This is a genomic window from Streptomyces sp. NPDC001056 (assembly GCF_053598955.1).
The window spans coordinates 66,102-81,232 of the sequence record NZ_JBSFLI010000014.1 but is presented as its reverse complement, the minus strand read 5'-3'; the positions used below and the strand labels follow the sequence as shown (position 1 = coordinate 81,232).

Annotated in this window: 13 protein-coding genes and 1 pseudogene; 8 read left to right on the top strand and 6 right to left on the bottom strand. The window is 69.4% G+C overall.

Annotation, left to right across the window (positions count from 1 at the left end; all coding sequences use genetic code 11):
• Window positions 1-311 precede the first annotated feature (311 nt).
• The 3 genes from ACWDD7_RS18525 to ACWDD7_RS18515 all read left to right on the top strand — a co-directional run bounded on the left by ACWDD7_RS18525 (window position 312) and on the right by ACWDD7_RS18515 (window position 1,513).
• Entirely contained in the window at window positions 312-497 is a 186-nt protein-coding gene (locus ACWDD7_RS18525; RefSeq protein WP_450458166.1) for a hypothetical protein, read from the top strand.
• Window positions 498-524: 27 nt separating this feature from the next.
• The gene (locus tag ACWDD7_RS18520; RefSeq protein ID WP_450458165.1) at window positions 525-854 is read left to right on the top strand and encodes a hypothetical protein; all 330 of its coding nucleotides are present in this window, start codon (window positions 525-527) and stop codon (window positions 852-854) included.
• 239 nt (window positions 855-1,093) lie between these two features.
• The gene (locus tag ACWDD7_RS18515; RefSeq protein ID WP_351880927.1) at window positions 1,094-1,513 is read left to right on the top strand and encodes an STAS domain-containing protein; all 420 of its coding nucleotides are present in this window, start codon (window positions 1,094-1,096) and stop codon (window positions 1,511-1,513) included.
• Between the two features lie 98 nt (window positions 1,514-1,611).
• Here ACWDD7_RS18515 and ACWDD7_RS18510 read toward each other — a convergent pair whose 3' ends face one another.
• Window positions 1,612-2,406, bottom strand: a complete 795-nt coding sequence (locus ACWDD7_RS18510; RefSeq protein ID WP_450458086.1) for a uracil-DNA glycosylase — start codon at window positions 2,404-2,406, stop codon at window positions 1,612-1,614.
• Window positions 2,407-2,582: 176 nt separating this feature from the next.
• Between ACWDD7_RS18510 and ACWDD7_RS18505 the strand changes: the two genes are divergently transcribed.
• The 4 genes from ACWDD7_RS18505 to ACWDD7_RS18490 all read left to right on the top strand — a co-directional run bounded on the left by ACWDD7_RS18505 (window position 2,583) and on the right by ACWDD7_RS18490 (window position 6,544).
• Entirely contained in the window at window positions 2,583-2,945 is a 363-nt protein-coding gene (locus ACWDD7_RS18505) for a DUF488 domain-containing protein (protein WP_450458085.1), read from the top strand.
• Between the two features lie 172 nt (window positions 2,946-3,117).
• Window positions 3,118-3,843, top strand: a complete 726-nt coding sequence (locus ACWDD7_RS18500; RefSeq protein ID WP_450458084.1) for a succinate dehydrogenase cytochrome b subunit — start codon at window positions 3,118-3,120, stop codon at window positions 3,841-3,843.
• A complete protein-coding gene (locus ACWDD7_RS18495; protein ID WP_450458083.1) occupies window positions 3,840-5,798 on the top strand; it encodes a fumarate reductase/succinate dehydrogenase flavoprotein subunit in 1,959 nt (652 codons plus the stop codon). Before ACWDD7_RS18500 ends, ACWDD7_RS18495 begins: the two co-directional genes overlap by 4 nt.
• Window positions 5,795-6,544 (top strand): succinate dehydrogenase/fumarate reductase iron-sulfur subunit, encoded by a 750-nt coding sequence (locus tag ACWDD7_RS18490; RefSeq protein ID WP_351880942.1) that lies wholly within the window; start codon window positions 5,795-5,797, stop codon window positions 6,542-6,544. The genes ACWDD7_RS18495 and ACWDD7_RS18490 overlap by 4 nt, the downstream gene beginning before the upstream one ends.
• A gap of 324 nt (window positions 6,545-6,868) precedes the next feature.
• Here the strand turns inward: ACWDD7_RS18490 and ACWDD7_RS18485 are convergent, their stop codons facing one another.
• The 3 genes from ACWDD7_RS18485 to ACWDD7_RS18475 all read right to left on the bottom strand — a co-directional run bounded on the left by ACWDD7_RS18485 (window position 6,869) and on the right by ACWDD7_RS18475 (window position 12,832).
• Window positions 6,869-10,681 carry a non-ribosomal peptide synthetase family protein gene (locus ACWDD7_RS18485; RefSeq protein ID WP_450458159.1) on the bottom strand — a complete coding sequence of 1,271 codons (3,813 nt, stop codon included), beginning with the start codon at window positions 10,679-10,681 and terminating at the stop codon, window positions 6,869-6,871.
• A gap of 26 nt (window positions 10,682-10,707) precedes the next feature.
• Complete coding sequence (locus ACWDD7_RS18480) at window positions 10,708-11,676, bottom strand: EamA family transporter (protein ID WP_450458082.1); 969 nt, start codon at window positions 11,674-11,676, stop codon at window positions 10,708-10,710.
• Window positions 11,677-11,797: 121 nt separating this feature from the next.
• A complete protein-coding gene (locus tag ACWDD7_RS18475) occupies window positions 11,798-12,832 on the bottom strand; it encodes a PrpF domain-containing protein (protein ID WP_450458081.1) in 1,035 nt (344 codons plus the stop codon).
• Window positions 12,833-13,272: 440 nt separating this feature from the next.
• Between ACWDD7_RS18475 and ACWDD7_RS18470 the strand changes: the two genes are divergently transcribed.
• Window positions 13,273-13,743, top strand: coding sequence for a DoxX family protein (locus ACWDD7_RS18470; RefSeq protein ID WP_392213229.1), 471 nt, complete (start codon window positions 13,273-13,275; stop codon window positions 13,741-13,743).
• A gap of 120 nt (window positions 13,744-13,863) precedes the next feature.
• On the opposite strand, the pseudogene ACWDD7_RS18465 reads toward ACWDD7_RS18470, so the two are convergent.
• A pseudogene (locus ACWDD7_RS18465) lies at window positions 13,864-14,049 on the bottom strand (hypothetical protein); the annotation flags it as partial.
• 72 nt (window positions 14,050-14,121) lie between these two features.
• Entirely contained in the window at window positions 14,122-14,679 is a 558-nt protein-coding gene (locus tag ACWDD7_RS18460; RefSeq protein ID WP_450458080.1) for a DUF3291 domain-containing protein, read from the bottom strand.
• Window positions 14,680-15,131 lie beyond the last annotated feature (452 nt).

The window sequence follows — 15,131 nt, the reverse complement described above, 5'->3', positions numbered from 1 at the left end:
ACGGTTCTTGACGAGGTATCAGCCGATCTGCGGCCTTGGTGGAGCAGTCGCCGTCCAAGGAGCCGTCCGACCTGCCGACCGCCGCAGAACTCGCCCAAGCCGGCGCGGAACTGCTCGCCTCACAGAGAACAGCCGTTCTGCCCGGCGCGTCTTGGCAGCCGCCGCAGCGGCCGACCGGCCGGCCGGCCGAATAGTGAAGGTGCACTGTCGCTGGAGGACCGGACGAAACTCAAGTCCGGCTCAAGTCACTGGAATTCGGCTGGCCGCCGACGCATGCTCTTCGACAAGACCACGTGCACCAGGGAGAACCGATGAAGACCTTGCTCGGCCGAGTCGTGACACGCGTTCGGGACGTCGTTTCCGGACGCCAGGATCTCAAGGAGTACGGCGACCCGGAGGCCCGTCGCCACGGGCCCCACAACCGCGACGCCGACCTCGCCCGCCACTACATCCCGGCACCGTCGCCGGCCCCCACGAACTTCCCCACCAGCATGTAGTACGGCCTGCCTGAGGGTGGTCTCGGGATGGTGATCGTCGCGACGCCACACGATCATCTGGCAGAACTCGGAGACGCCCGCGAAGAGGCGCCCGAGGTCTGCTTCCTGCTGGTAGTGGGTGCCGAGCGAGAGCCGTTTCTGCTGGCCGACGACGGCGACCACGGGCTGGTGGGCCGGCTCGGCGTCGTACAGCCCGTTGAGCAGAGGGATGGCGCCGGGGGCCGCATCACGCCGAAGCATGCCATCGACTCGATCTGTCCGGACTGTCGGACCGAGCCGTGTTCACCCGACCGATCCGTCCTCCTACAGTCTGTCGCCAACGGCGGTGACTCTCGCGGCGGGTCCGACGGCCGGTAGGTCAGGGAGGCCGGTGCATGCCGGGCCTCGGCTTTCCCCGGGACCTGGGTTTGATCCGCGTCGACGGGGGCCACCCGCACCGGTGTAAGGAGGATCGGTGGCGGGTCGCCTGCTCGATGACCATGGAGTGAGCCAGAACCGGAATCCACTGCCCCTGCCGCTGACCACGTTCGACGTGCGGAGGGGCGCTCGATCTGCTGCGGCCGGAGAATGGGGGGGAGGCGTGAAGAGAGATGGCCATGCGAACGAACATCATCCGGCACGAGAGCATGATGGTGAGTTACGACTCGGTCGGCGGCTGGACCCTGGTCGAGGTCGACGGTGAGATGGATGCCCACACCGCCCCCATGGTCCGGGAAGCGGTGATCAAGCTCGTCGATGAGGGACACCGCCACTTCGTCCTGGACCTGGGCTTCGTCACCTTCATGGACTCGATGGGGCTGGGCGTGATCGTGGCGATCACGAAACGCGTCCGTGACCACGAGGGTTCGCTGCGTATCGCGTCCGTCTCCGGCCGGATGCAGAGGATCTTCGACCTGACCGGCATGGGCCAGAGCTACGAGATATATCCCTCAGCAGCGGAAGCGGCGCAGTCCGCTCCCTCGCCCGGCAGCCTGGCGCACTGGCCGCGTCGCTCCGAGGGCGCCGACCCGGCTTGAATGCCGACCGGGCCGCCGAGAGAGTGGGCTGGCCGACGCCGGACCTGATCGCGGGCTCGACCGGAGAGTCGTTCACGCGATTATGGTCGACGTGCGGCTCAGACTCCCGGCCCGCCGTGGTGCGGCCGCGTCAGGAGGCCGCCGGCCTCGGCTCCGCGGCGCAGCACGTCGCGCAGCATGGCGGGGGTCAGTGTGCGGGTGGACATGTTGCGCCAGCTGGGGTGGTAGCCGCCGACCAGGTGCAGCGGCCGTCCGCCGCCGGCAGAGGCGAGCAGAACCTCGGCTCCGTGTCCGAAGACCGGGCGCGGGCGAGGCACTCGCCATCCCGCTTCCGCGAGAACCGGCGGCAGCGCCTGCCAGGCGAACGCGCCGAGCACCACCATCGCCCGCAGGGTAGGCCGCAGCAGTTCCAGCTCGCGGGCGAGCCACGGCCGACAGGTGTCCCGCTCACCGGTGGTGGGCCGGTTGTCCGGCGGGGCGCAGTGCACCGGCACCGTGATCCGCACTCCGTACAGCTCCAGCCTGTCACTGCGTTGGGTTGCGGTCGGCTGGGATGCCAGCCCGAGGTCGTACAAGGCGGCGTACAGCGCGTCGCCGGAAGGGTCACCGGTGAAGATGCGCCCTGTGCGGTTCCCGCCGTGCGCGGCCGGCGCCAGACCGACGATCATCAGCGGGGCGTCCGGTGGGCCGAACCCGGGCACCGGACGCGCCCAGTACTCCCAGCCCTGAAACGCCCTGCGCTTGACCCGCGCGGCCTCCTCCCGCCAGGCCACCATGCGCGGGCAGGCCCCGCAGGTCGCGATCACCTCGTCGAGTCGGTCCAGCGAGCCTGCTCGTGGAGCGGCGCGCGCGGGGAAATCAGGCTTCCGTGTCGTCTGGCGGCTGCCGCCCATGCTCGGCCTCCTCCTTGTCATGATCGCACCCGAACAGGGCCAGGCGCTCACGGCGGATGTCCGATCGGCTCGCGGGGGTTCGCCGATAGACTGAGCACAGCAAGACACATCCCTATGCAGTGAGCCGTCCACCGGCTCCGGGCCGGGGCGGCCGATCTGGTTCGGAAGGTGCCGTCATGGTCAAGCAGATCACCTACCGGCGAGTCTACGAAGAGCCCTCTCCTGCCGAAGGCAAGCGTGTCCTGGTGGACCGTGTCTGGCCGCGGGGCATGCGCAAGGAGGAAGCGCACTTGGACGAGTGGCTGCGCGATGTCGCTCCGTCCAGCGATCTGCGCAAGTGGTACGCCCACGAGCCGAGCCGTTTCACCGAGTTCCGCCGCCGCTATCTGTCCGAACTGCGCGATGCGGGCCACCGGCAGGCCGCGGAGCACCTGCGGGACATCGCCGCGCACGACAGGCTCACGCTGCTGACTGCCACCCGGGATGTGGACCACAGCCAGGCCGCCGTCCTGGCCGAATGGCTGGCCAAGAAGCACTGACCGGCGCATCGACGTCCAGGACGGCACCGCACGGCTGCGGACGTTGATCGTGGGTTGCGGGCACGGGAGTGTGAACGTCAGGGGCTGTCCGGTCGGGTGATCTCAAGACACTCAGGGTGAGCGGCGGTGTGTCCGAGCCGGGGCCTGTCCGCCCGCGGGGGAACATGGCCCGGTGGCCACCGAGAGTTCCGTGCGAACGAGAGAGCCGGCGCCCGCGCGTTCGACAGTGGCGTTGAAGGCAGCCATGGCGGTGACGGGCCTGATCATGGTGTTGTTCCTGCTGGTCCACATGTACGGCAATCTCAAGCTCTTCTACGGCCAGGCGGCATTCGACGGCTATGCCCTCCATCTGCGCACGGTCGGTGAGCCGTTCCTCCCCTACGCCGGCGCGCTGTGGATCATCCGGGTGGTGCTGGTGGCCGGCGTGCTGATCCACATCGGTGCGGCGGTGACCCTGTGGGCGCGCTCCCGCCGGGCCACTGGGGGACGAGGCGGCTGGCGGTACGAGAGCACCCGGACGCGGCTCGGGGTCCAGCGCAGTTATTCCTCCTTCACGATGCGCTGGGGAGGGGTGACCATCGTCCTGTTCGTGGTCTACCACCTGTTGCACCTGACCACCGATACCATCCACCCCGGTGGGGTCTCCCCCAGCCCGTATGTGCGGACGGTCAACGGCTTCGGGGTCTGGTGGGTCGTGCTCAGCTACACGGCGGCTCTGATCGCGATCGGCTTCCATCTTCGGCACGGCTTCTGGGCCGCCTTCGCGACACTGGGCGCGAACACCTCGCTGCGACGGCGCCGTCATCTGAACGCCGTGGCCGTGGCCGTGGCTCTGGCGATCACGATCGGGTTCCTGGTCCCGCCCTACGTGGTGCTCTTCGGAGGGATCGAAGCGTGAGCGACACAGCGCCCACCCCGGAATCCGGTCTGTTCAGCGCAGGTGCGCCGATCGCCGACACGAAAGCGCCCGCCGGCCCGATCGGCGAACGTTGGGACGCCCGGAAGTTCACCGCACGGCTGGTGAATCCCGCGAACCGGCGCCGCCTTTCGGTGATCGTCATCGGCAGTGGCCTGGCCGGTGGCTCCGCCGCCGCCTCCCTCGGCGAGGCAGGCTACGGAGTCGAGGTCTTCTGTTACCAGGACAGCCCCCGCCGGGCACACAGTATCGCCGCACAGGGCGGCATCAACGCGGCGAAGAACTACCGCAACGACGGCGACAGCGTGTACCGGCTCTTCTACGACACCGTCAAAGGCGGCGACTTCCGCGCCCGCGAGTCCAACGTCTACCGTCTCGCCCAGGTCAGCGTCGACATCATCGACCAGTGCGTGGCCCAGGGCGTGCCGTTCGCCCGCGAGTACGGCGGGCTGCTGGACAACCGCTCGTTCGGCGGTGTCCAGGTCTCCCGGACCTTCTACGCACGCGGCCAGACCGGCCAGCAGTTGCTGCTCGGTGCCTACCAGGCGCTGGAACGGCAGGTTGCGGCCGGCACCGTGCGGGTGCACGCGCGCCACGAGATGCTGGACCTGGTCGTCATCGACGGTCGGGCCCGGGGTGTGGTCGTGCGCGACCTGGTCACCGGCGTAGTCACCGCTCGGTTCGCCGACGCGGTGGTGCTCGCCTCCGGCGGCTACGGCAACGCCTTCTACCTGTCGACCAACGCGGTGGGCTGCAACGTCACCGCGATCTGGCGCGCGCACCGCAGGGGTGCGCTGTTCGCCAACCCGTGCTTCACCCAGATCCACCCCACCTGCATCCCCGTCAGCGGCGAGCACCAGTCCAAGCTGACGCTGATGAGCGAATCACTGCGCAATGACGGCAGGATCTGGGTACCGAGGACGGCGGGTGATGACCGCCGGCCGAACGACATCCCCGACCAGATGCGCGACTACTTCCTCGAACGCCGCTACCCAGCCTTCGGCAACCTGGTCCCGCGCGATGTCGCCTCCCGTGCGGCCAAGAACGTCTGCGACGAGGGCCGCGGCGTCGGTCCCACAGGGCTGGGCGTCTACCTGGACTTCTCCGACGCCCTCGCACGCCTGGGGCGGTCGGTCGTCGAGGAACGCTACGGCAATCTGTTCGATATGTACCGTCAGATCACCAGCGAGGACCCCTACGCGGTCCCCATGCGGATCTACCCCGCCGTGCACTACACGATGGGCGGCCTGTGGGTCGACTACGACCTGCAGAGCACGGTCCCGGGCCTGTTCGTCATCGGCGAGGCCAACTTCTCCGACCACGGCGCCAACCGGCTCGGGGCGAGCGCCCTCATGCAAGGGCTCGCCGACGGCTACTTCGTCCTGCCCAACACCCTCGCCGACTACCTCGCGGCCGGCCCCTACGAAGGCGCCGACGAGAGGCACCCCGCCGCGCGCGCAGCACTTGCGGCCGTCCACGACCGGGTCGGCCGACTGCTGGCGGTCGGCGGGCGCCGTACCGTCGCCTCCTTCCACAAGGAACTGGGCGCCATCCTGTGGGACCACTGCGGCATGGAACGCACCCGCCAGGGCCTGCTGCACGCCCTGAGTGCCGTGCGCGAGCTGCGGGAGGAGTTCTGGCGCGATGTCACCGTTCCCGGCAGCGGCGAAGAACTGAACCATGCCCTGGAACGAGCCGGGCGGGTCGCGGACTTCCTCGAACTCGGCGAGCTGATGTGCATCGACGCACTCCACCGTGAGGAGTCCTGCGGATGCCACTTCCGCGCCGAGCACCAGACCGCTGACGGCGAGGCGCTGCGCGACGACGACCACTACGCCTACGTCGCCGCCTGGGAGCACACCGGCGGCCCTCCCATCCTGCACAAGGAGGACCTCGCCTTCGAATACGTCGAGCTCAAAGCGCGGAGCTACAAGTGAACATCACCCTTCGTATCTGGCGGCAGCGGGGACCGGACCAGCCCGGACGCATGGTCGCCCACCAGGTCGAGGACGTCTCCCCCGACATGTCGTTCCTGGAGGTGCTCGACGTCCTGAACGAACGGCTGACCCTGGCGGGGGAGGACCCGGTCGCGTTCGACAGTGACTGCCGCGAGGGAATCTGCGGCATGTGCGGCCTGGTGATCAACGGCGTCCCGCACGGGCCGCAGGCCGGTGTCACCACCTGCCAGCTCCACATGCGCACCTTCGCCGACGGCGACGTGATCGACGTCGAACCATGGCGCGCCGCTCCCTTCCCGGTGGTCAAGGACCTCGTGGTCGACCGCGGCGCGCTCGACCGGATCATCCAGGCGGGCGGCTACATCAGCACCCCGACCGGCTCCGCCCCCGAAGCCCACAGCATCCTCGTGCCGAAGGAGGACGCCGAAACCGCGTTCGACGCCGCGACCTGCATCGGCTGCGGCGCCTGTGTCGCCGCCTGCCCCAACGGCTCGGCGGCGCTGTTCCTCGGCGCGAAGATCACCCATCTCGGAGTGCTGCCGCAGGGCCGGCCCGAGCGGCACACCCGTGCACTGAACATGATCAGCCGTCATGACGAGGAAGGCTTCGGCGGCTGCACCCAGATCGGTGAGTGCACCGCCGTCTGCCCCAAGGACATCCAGCTGGACGTCATCTCCCGCTGCCACGGCGACGTCATCACGGCGCTGTTGCACCACCGCGAGTAGCGCAAACGACCGCCACGGCGCCAGGCGCCGGGCGGCGACCTTGGACCCCGGCCGGCAGGAAACCGCATCTCAACGACGCGGCCTCGACATGGTGACCGGTGACGTCCCGCCACCGCCCGACGAGACCTGTGGCGTCGTCGGGCAGTGGCGGGACGTCGTACCGGGGTCCGTCTTCAAAGCCTCCGTGCTCTGCTTCCGCAAGATTCCGCACGGCCGACGTCACCCGCACATCTTCATCCGCCCGCCTGGCGGCCGACTCCCCGGACCGCAGCCACAGCAGGCGCGGCCGGGGTTGGCGAGGACTCGTGGGGGCGGGTTCCGTGCTTACCGCGGGCCGCCCTGTCGGGTGGCGATCGCTGCGGCCAGTTCCGCGATGCCCCGTTGCTTCAGGACGCTGTAGTGGTCGCCGGTCAGCTCGACGACCGTCGGAGGAGTGGTGGAGTAGTCGGAGTGGGCCTCGATGAACGAGTAGTCGTCGCCTGCGGCCTTGAAGACCGTCACCGGTGTGTTCAGACGGCGTTCCGTGAGCTCGCGGAAGGTGTACTCGAATTCGTAGGTCTGCGCCACGATATGAGTGACGCGCCGGATCAACTGCTGGTCGAGCTCGGGCAGTCGGTCGTGGACGAAGCTCACAAAGCTGTCCTCGTCCCGCGTGACCGCGAGGCAGGCGTCCACATCGGGACCGCCGACCATGCCGGTGAAGACCGAGTACAGGATCGCGACGTACACGGGGTTGCGGTAGGTCGCCTCGCGGCCGAAGCGGTCCGCGCCGTCCGCGCGGACCTTGGGGTTGCCGGGACAGATCAGCAGGAGGTGGTCGACCTGGCGGCCGGACTGCTCCAGCTGCCAGGCGGCCTCGAAGGCGACACGGGCGCCGAAGGAGTAGCCCCAGAGGCTGTACGGGCCCTCGGGCTGGGTGCGCAGGATCTCGGCCACGTCGGCCTCGGCCATCTCGCGGATCGTCGGGTACGGCGTCTCACCGGTGTTGATGCCGTGCGCCTGGATGCCGAAAAACGGCCGGCCGGCACCGGCCTCGCGGGCCAGCAGGCGCAGGTTCATCGGGTAGCCGCCGAGGCCGGGCCAGCAGAACAGCGGGCGGCCGGCGCCCCGCGTGTGCAGCGGGACGAGTCGTGAGGAAGGTGCGGCGCCGTCGTCCTCGATGCGGGCGGCGAGGTCGGCGAGCTTAGGGTGTTCGAAGACGACCTGAAGCGGCAGGCGCAGGCCGAACTCGCGGTTGACCCGGTTGACGAGCGCGACCGCGATCAGCGAGTTGCCGCCGCAGGCGAAGAAGTCGTCCTCCACGGACACCTCGTCGTACTTCAGTGCCTTCGCCCACGCCTCGGTCAGCCACCGCTCCGCCGGCGTGGTGGGAGCGACGTAGGGCCTGCCGGTGTCGGCGGACCGCACCTGCTCGGCGGCGGCCAGGGCCTTGGCATCGACCTTTCCGTTGGCGGTGAGCGGCAGCCGGTCGAGCACCAGGACGCGGTTCGGGATCATGTAGTCCGGCAGTCGCTCGGTGAGGTCGTCCCGGATCAACTCGGCCGGGCCCTTCATGTGCACGGTGTCCTCGTTCATCCCCTCGCTGCGGATCTGCTCCTGGCTGACCTTGCCACCGAGGAAGAAGTACGAGGGGCCGGTGGATATCGCGCAGGAGGCGAGGATGTCGTCCACGCGCGTTGCGGCGGGCAGCGGGTGGCCGGTCTTGGAACTGTAACCGGAGGACATGAAGCCCAGGGCGAGCGCGTTGCGCTGGAGGTGGTGCAGCCTGGTGCCCAGGGCGATGTACTGCAGCCACTCGTCGGCCGCGCGGCTCACGGCGGTGATGCCGAAGCTCGCCCGCTCGTACACCTGCTGGTTGATGGCGATCACGTGCTTGGGCAGGACGAGGGCGTCCGAGATGCGTTCGAGGTCGTCGCCGGTCCACCGGTACTGGCCGGCCGGTAGCCCGAGCACCCGGCGCGGGTGGGCCTGTACGTAGATCTCGGCGGGGTCGTGCAAAGGCCGGCCGTCGTTGCGGTCGATGGTGAAGGTGCCCAGGTAGTGGTCCTCGGCGGCGACGTCCAGCCTGTCCATGGCAGCGGGTCGGTGAGCGGCCGGGCGGATCATGAGGCCGTACTCGGGCAGGATCTCCTCGAAGACACCGAGCATGTGGCCGGTCTCGAACTCCAGCACCTCGCGGATGTTGTTCTTGTAGACAGGCTCGATGGCCCGTTTCTTGCCGATGAAGTGCACGCGCAGCGTCGCCTCGGCGTCCTTCCGGGCGTCGCCGATCCGGACCAGGGTGTGGTCGGCGGGGTGGTGGTAGTACACGCCGGCGTCCAGACCGTCCAGGCCGCTGGTCTCCAGGTACAGCTGCGTGGCGTACAGAGCGCCGGGTGAGGCGTAGGAGTACTTCGGCAGCAGCCGCTCCTCGCTGTGGAACTGGCCGAACCAACGCAGAAGTCGGCCGAGTTCGGCGAGAGTGAGGTCCGCGAGGTCCCGGGAGTGAGCGTTCACCGGTCGCGGGGCCAGCAGGGCGACGATGTCGTCGCGGGTGACCTGTCCGCCGTCGAAGAAGCGGTACGTCTTGCGGGCGAACGTCTCGTGCCGCTGCCGCACGGTCTCCTGCCGGCCGGGCAGGGGCACGACCTGCCGGCCGTCGAGTTCGTGCGCGTCACGGAGGCCGGGGTTCGACAGCTGCGCCTTCACCTGGAGCTTGCTGGCCTTGGACTGGTGGTGCGCACCGGCGTTGCCCTGGTCCATCAGGGCCGCTTCCTTCGGATTCAGCTCGACGCAGGCCAGCAGGTTGGTGGAGCCGGTGCGCGGGTCCTCGGCGGTGATCGCGGCCGCGCGGCGCACCCAGGTGTGCTCCTCGATGGCCAGGGCGATCTCGTCCAGTTCGACGCGGTAGCCGCGCAGCTTGATCTGGTTGTCGGTGCGGCCGACGAACTGGATCGTGCCGTCGGGGTTCCAGTACGCGAGGTCACCGGTCCGGTACAGGCGTTCGGTCGGCACGAACGGGGAGGGGACGAACCGCCCCTTCGTCTGCTCGGGCCGGCCCAGGTAGCCGCGGGCCAGCTGGACGCCGCCGATGTAGAGCTCACCGGTCTCCCCGATGTCCACCGGCGCCCGGTTCTCGTCGAGGATGTAACACGGGGTGTTGTCGACCGGCACGCCGATGGACACCGATCCGGTGCCCTCGGGCAGCGTCTCCGCGTCGACCAGGTGGGCGGTGGCGTTGATGGTGCACTCGGTCGGACCGTACAGGTTGACCAGGGACACCCAGGGAACCTCGTCGAGGAGGGTACGGGCCAGCTGACGGGACAGCGCCTCGCCGCCGGAGAACACCCGGCGCAGCGTGGTGCACGAGGTGAACCGCTCGGTGTCCAGCAGGGCCTGCAACAGTGTGGGCACGCACTGCAACGTGGTCACCTCATGGCGGACGATCGCGTCGATCAGCGCCTCCGGGTCGCGGTAGCTGCCGGACTCGGCCATCACCACATGGGCTCCGACGGCCGGAGCGAGGATCTCCCACTGCGCGGCGTCGAAACTCATCGGCGTCTTCTGCAGCACGGTGGTGCGCGCGGAGAGGTGCCCGCACATCTGCATCCACTGCATCTGGGAGAGGATGCTGCGGTGCTCGATCAGTACGCCCTTGGGCCGTCCGGTACTGCCGGAGGTGTAGATGACGTAGGCGAGATCGCCGGGTGCCGGCGCCGGCGGTCTGGCGGACGGAGACGGGGCGGCGTCGGTGAGCGTGACGATGCGGGTGCCCCGGGGGGCCAGCGACCGCAGGCGGGCGGCGAGGTGCTCCTGGGTGACGATGACGCGGGTACCGCTGTCCTCGATCATGTAGCGCAGCCGCTCCTCGGGGTACTCCGGGGACAGCGGCAGGTAGGCGGCGCCTGCGAAGAGAATGCCCCAGGCGCCGGTCATCAGGTCGAGGGACGGTTCGGTGTACAGGCCGACGCAGTGGTCGCGGACCACGCCCAACGCGTTCAGCCGACCGGCCAGCCGGGCGGCGGCGGCTTCCAACTCCCGGTAGGTGACACTGTCGGTGCCGCTGGTGACCGCCGTGCCGTCGGGCCGCGCCGCGGCCTGCTCCCGCAACAGATCGGGCAGGCTTCCGCCCAGCCGTAGGCCGTGGACGCGGGCCATGGAACGTGCGGTGGGCTGTGCTGTGGTCACGGTTTCCCCTTGCCTGCGAGTGCGTGGTGGTGAGTCGGCTCCAGTGACGAGCTGCCGGCCTGCTTCCCGGCGCGTGGCGGCTGCGAGAACTGGACCAGCGCGACGGCGGTGATCACCGCCGCGGCGCCTGTGAGTTGGAGCGGTGAGAGTCCCTGGCCGAGGACGAGATAGCCGAGGACCGTCGCGGCGAGCGGACTGGCGAAGCCCAGGATCGACACGGCGAGTGCCGGCAGCCGGCCGATGCCGCGGAACCAGACCGCGTAGGCGAGCAGTGCCCCGATCACGCTCAGGTAGGCGAAGCCCGCGAGGTTGGCGGCGGTGACGTGGGTGGGCACACCTTCGGCGGCCAGCGTGACGGGGGCAAGCAGCAGGCCGCCCGCAGTGAGCTGCCAGCCGGTGAACGTCAGCACGCCCACCCCCTCGGGCCTCCCCCAGCGTTTGGTGAGCACGATGCCGGCCGCCATGCTGACGGCGGCGGCCAGCCCGGCGGCGATGCCGACCAGGTCGACGCCGGACCGCGGGGTCAGGGCGAGCAGTGCCACGCCTGTCACGCCGAGCAGGCAGGCGGTGAGCTGCGCCGGGCGGATGGGCTCCTTCAGCAGCACGGCGCCGAGGATCAGTACGACCGTGGGCTGGACAGCGACGACCAGTGCCGCCACTCCACCGGGCAGGTGGTAGGCGGCCACGAACAACAGGTAGAAGAAGATGCCTATGTTCAGCGCCCCCAGCGCCCCGGCTCGCCACCACCACGCGCCGCGCGGCAGCTTGCGGCCGATCGCGAGCAGCACCAGGCCGGCGGGCAGCGCCCGCAGAGTGGAGGCCAGTAGTGGTCTGCCGGGCGGCAGTAGTTCCGTCGTGACCAGATAGGTGCTCCCCCACACCGCCGGGGCCAGCGCCGTGAGCAGGGTGTCGAAAGTCCGTGTCAGTCCGGGAGCCGGTAAGGATGCGCGCGGGGCAGAGGGCATGGGTGGACCGCCTGTACGTTCGGGGAAGATGGGTGCTTCGTCGGCCTGCCGGCCGGGCGTGGCGGGCCGGCAGGAGAGCCGTGTCGGTGAACTCGGTGAAGCCGGGAGAGCGGCGAGCAGCTCAGTGGAGTGCGGAGCGCAGGACCTCGTCCTCCTGCCTGAGCATCAGGTCGCGGAGGGGCTCGACGAAGACCGAGCCGTCGTACCGGACGGTCCCGCGCCGCACGCCGACACGGGTGAGGGTGTCGTCCAGGGTGGTACCGGTCACCGCGGCCCGTACGACTGTGGTGCCGAACGGCGTGTCGATGACCAGCTCGTCCACCCGGCTCCAGCCCCGCTCGGCCAACCGCTGCGGGACCGTGCCCTCGATCACGGCCGCCGCGGCGACGGTGACGGCATCGGCAGGGGGCAGCGGGCCGGACCCGACCTGCGCCGGAAGAGTCAGCATCGCCAGGCGCCGGTACTCGTACTGGCCGACCGCGGAGACCCTCGGGAACACGCTGTTCTCCGGCAGGCCGAAGCGGCGAGCGCCGGCACGGCGGATGTCGGTGAGCCGCCCGCGCACGGAGGCGTCCGCCGCGAACAGGCTCGCCTCGTCCCGCAGGCCGAGGTCGGCGGCGTCGACGAAGACGTGGGGGTTGCCCGCGGACGCCAAGGAGACCGTCATTCCGTCGAGTTCGTCGTGCGGCGTCCCCGTGGGCAACAGGTCGCCCAGCCGCCGAGGAGGCTGATAGCCGAACTCCACGGAGAACGTCAGACTGCGGCTCGCCGCACTGACCTCACACACGACGCGGTCACCGGTGTTCAGGACGTTGACGCGCAACCGAGAGGCCGTACCGAGGGGTGAGAGCCAGGCAAGGCGATGTGCCACGGCGACGGAGGACAGGATCGAGTGCCCGCAGCTGCCCCGTAGTTCGAAACGCGGCGGTGGGCCGGGGAGGTACTGCGCGAACTGGTAGTCCAGGTCGAAGGAAGGGTCCGCGGACGGCTCGATCATGGCGATCGTCGTGACGTCGGCGTCGTGCTGACCGGCGAGCCAGTCACGTGCCAGCAACAGCGTGCTGGTGAGTTCCCGCTCGTCGGCAGGTAACTCCCTGCGGTCCAGCACCAGTGTCCGATCGCTCTTTCCCGCCGTGTAGCACAGGTGCCCTATCAATCCCGTCCCTCCATAGCTGGGGTCTGCCATGGCCCTTGGACCATGCCGCCGGCACAAGAAAAGCCGCCAGTGGCGGTTGCCCGAGTGGGGCCTTGTGCAGCTTGGACGGGGCGGTTGCGGCTCACAACAACCCATTGGTTAACGGGCGGGAAACCACGGGTTCGTCCAGGTCAGACGGTGGTCGGTGATCGTTGTCACAGCCCGGCCGGCACGTCGGCGAGAGGACGGAATGCCCTCGGGGACGGCTCTGACCTGGCCCGCTCCCAGCGTTGGCCGACTGTTCTCCGGAGGGAAACCGCGTGCAGGACGCATCCATGTAGCGTTCCGCACCGCCACGAGGGCTGCTGCCCCTCACGGCCGTACAGTGCCGCCGTTCCTCCCCCACTCAGCGTCCCGTTACGGCACTTCCCCATTCCCCTGTCTCCTGAAGGGCTGAACTCATGTACCGCACCGTCCCGTCCCCGGGTTCCAGAGCTGCCGGCCCCGTGCAATCACTGGTGCGCTTCGTCGTGGGGTTCCTCTTCGCCTGCCATGGCGCCGCGTCGCTGTTCGGAGTGCTGGGCGGAGCCGTGGGAACGCACGGCGGGACGGTTCCGTCCGGCGCCTGGCCCGGATGGTGGGCGGCCGTGATCCAGCTGGTCGGCGGCCTGTTGGTGGCGCTCGGCCTGTTCACCCGGTCGGCGGCACTGATCTGTTCCGGATCGATGGCGTACGCCTACTTCACCGTGCACCAGCCGACCGGCCTGCTGCCGATCGAGAACAGCGGTGAGCCCTCTGCCCTGTACGCCTGGACGTTCCTTCTGCTTGCCGTCTTCGGCCCGGGTCCGTGGGCGCTCGAACGGCTCCTGCCGACCGCGAGGCGGCAGTCGCAGCCCCCGGCCTTCGCCGACCAGGCCACGGCGAACGTGTAGCGAGCCGACCCGTTGCCGTGCGTCGGCACCTCCTGCGGGCGCACGGCATCAGCCGCGAGCGCGGCAACACCATGGAGGGTGTGGCTCTTGTGGACCGGCGCCCGACGAGCGTCCTGACCGGGCCTCGCGCCAACGCTGCACCGACCGGACGCTGACCCGCGGCTCGCGCGCGATGACCGCGTTCTCCTCACCCAGGGCGAACCGCTCAGCCGCCTCCTTCCTCGACTTCTCACGGAAGGCCCGCCGCTCGTCGGCCGGCCCCGACCGCAGGAGCTCGTGAACCGGCTCTGAACTGCGCCGCCCCATAGGCTCCATGTCCGTGACAGGGAGCCGGAGCCGAGGCGTTTGACGGCGAACCGAGTCGTTCAGGCTTCCTTGTCAGTGAACCTGGTCGCTCTTCGGCCCGATGCCTTTGCTCCTGGTCAAAGTTCCGTCCGGGGCGAACGAGTGGTGGAAGGTGAAGGCGTGCGGCACGGAGCCGTGGTCGTGGAGGTGTTCCAGCCTGGAAACCCCGTCCCGCCAGGTGGGTATCACGCCGTCGGGGAGCCACCAGCACACGTAATTCGGGTGCCCTGTCCTCTCGAACCAGTCGTAACGCCTGTTCAGCGCCTCACGGTGCAGACCGGTGTAGATGGCGTCGAAGGCGGGGCGCAGGTCGGTCCAGAGTGAGAGTGTCGCGGCCAGGGCGGTGGTTTCCGCCGTACGGCCCTTGCCGTACCAGGTCGGTACGGCGAACTCACCCCATGCGCCCCAGTCCGCCTCGAAGAGCACGCCCCGGTCACCGCCTGCCGCTTCAGCACGCGCGAGGTATCCGGGGTGCTGACCGATCTTCCGGTAGACGGCCTCACCGATGTCGTAGAACTCGCGCGTGAGAGGTGCGGGATCGGCGAGAGGTGACTTCAGGACGCCGAATGTGTACAGAGCAAGATGGGGCATGCGTCTCTCCCTGGTGGGGACTGCCTGGCGTGGACCCGGTTCGGTGGCCTACGCATGGGGCGAGGGTTCGTGGGGCGTGACCGACTCATCCCGTCGCGGCCGGCCCGGCCTGAAGGAACTCCTGTGCGATCGTGAGCGACCACCGAAGACCAGATGAAGGTAGCCGCCTCCGCGAGCCATGTCGAAGTTGCCATTTCCCTGTCCAAGTGGCCTCTTGTACAGGTCCTTGCGGGAACTGGGGTGGTGGCGCCGCCTGCCTCCGTGGAAGTCCGCAGGGGCCTGTCGAATGACGCAGCGCACCGTCTCCACGGCCTGGTCGTCGTACCCGCGGTAGCCGTTGGCAGCGGGGAATGCCGTGTTCAGGTCCAGGCCGACCGACCGAGTAGGCCTTCGGCAGGCGCGGGAAGCGGCGCTGCTCGTGGCCCCCGGGCGCTCCGGCAGCGAGCTTCACC

Excerpts from the sequence above, each read along its gene's own strand:
- ACWDD7_RS18470 (WP_392213229.1), top strand. The coding sequence starts at position 13,273 with ATGTACCGCACCGTCCCGTCCCCGGGTTCCAGAGCTGCCGGCCCCGTG.
- ACWDD7_RS18510 (WP_450458086.1), bottom strand. The coding sequence starts at position 2,406 with ATGGGCGGCAGCCGCCAGACGACACGGAAGCCTGATTTCCCCGCGCGC.
- ACWDD7_RS18460 (WP_450458080.1), bottom strand. The coding sequence starts at position 14,679 with ATGCCCCATCTTGCTCTGTACACATTCGGCGTCCTGAAGTCACCTCTC.
- ACWDD7_RS18485 (WP_450458159.1), bottom strand. The coding sequence starts at position 10,681 with ATGGCCCGCGTCCACGGCCTACGGCTGGGCGGAAGCCTGCCCGATCTG.
- ACWDD7_RS18525 (WP_450458166.1), top strand. The coding sequence starts at position 312 with ATGAAGACCTTGCTCGGCCGAGTCGTGACACGCGTTCGGGACGTCGTT.
- ACWDD7_RS18520 (WP_450458165.1), top strand. The coding sequence starts at position 525 with ATGGTGATCGTCGCGACGCCACACGATCATCTGGCAGAACTCGGAGAC.
- ACWDD7_RS18505 (WP_450458085.1), top strand. The coding sequence starts at position 2,583 with ATGGTCAAGCAGATCACCTACCGGCGAGTCTACGAAGAGCCCTCTCCT.
- ACWDD7_RS18515 (WP_351880927.1), top strand. The coding sequence starts at position 1,094 with ATGCGAACGAACATCATCCGGCACGAGAGCATGATGGTGAGTTACGAC.
- ACWDD7_RS18480 (WP_450458082.1), bottom strand. The coding sequence starts at position 11,676 with ATGCCCTCTGCCCCGCGCGCATCCTTACCGGCTCCCGGACTGACACGG.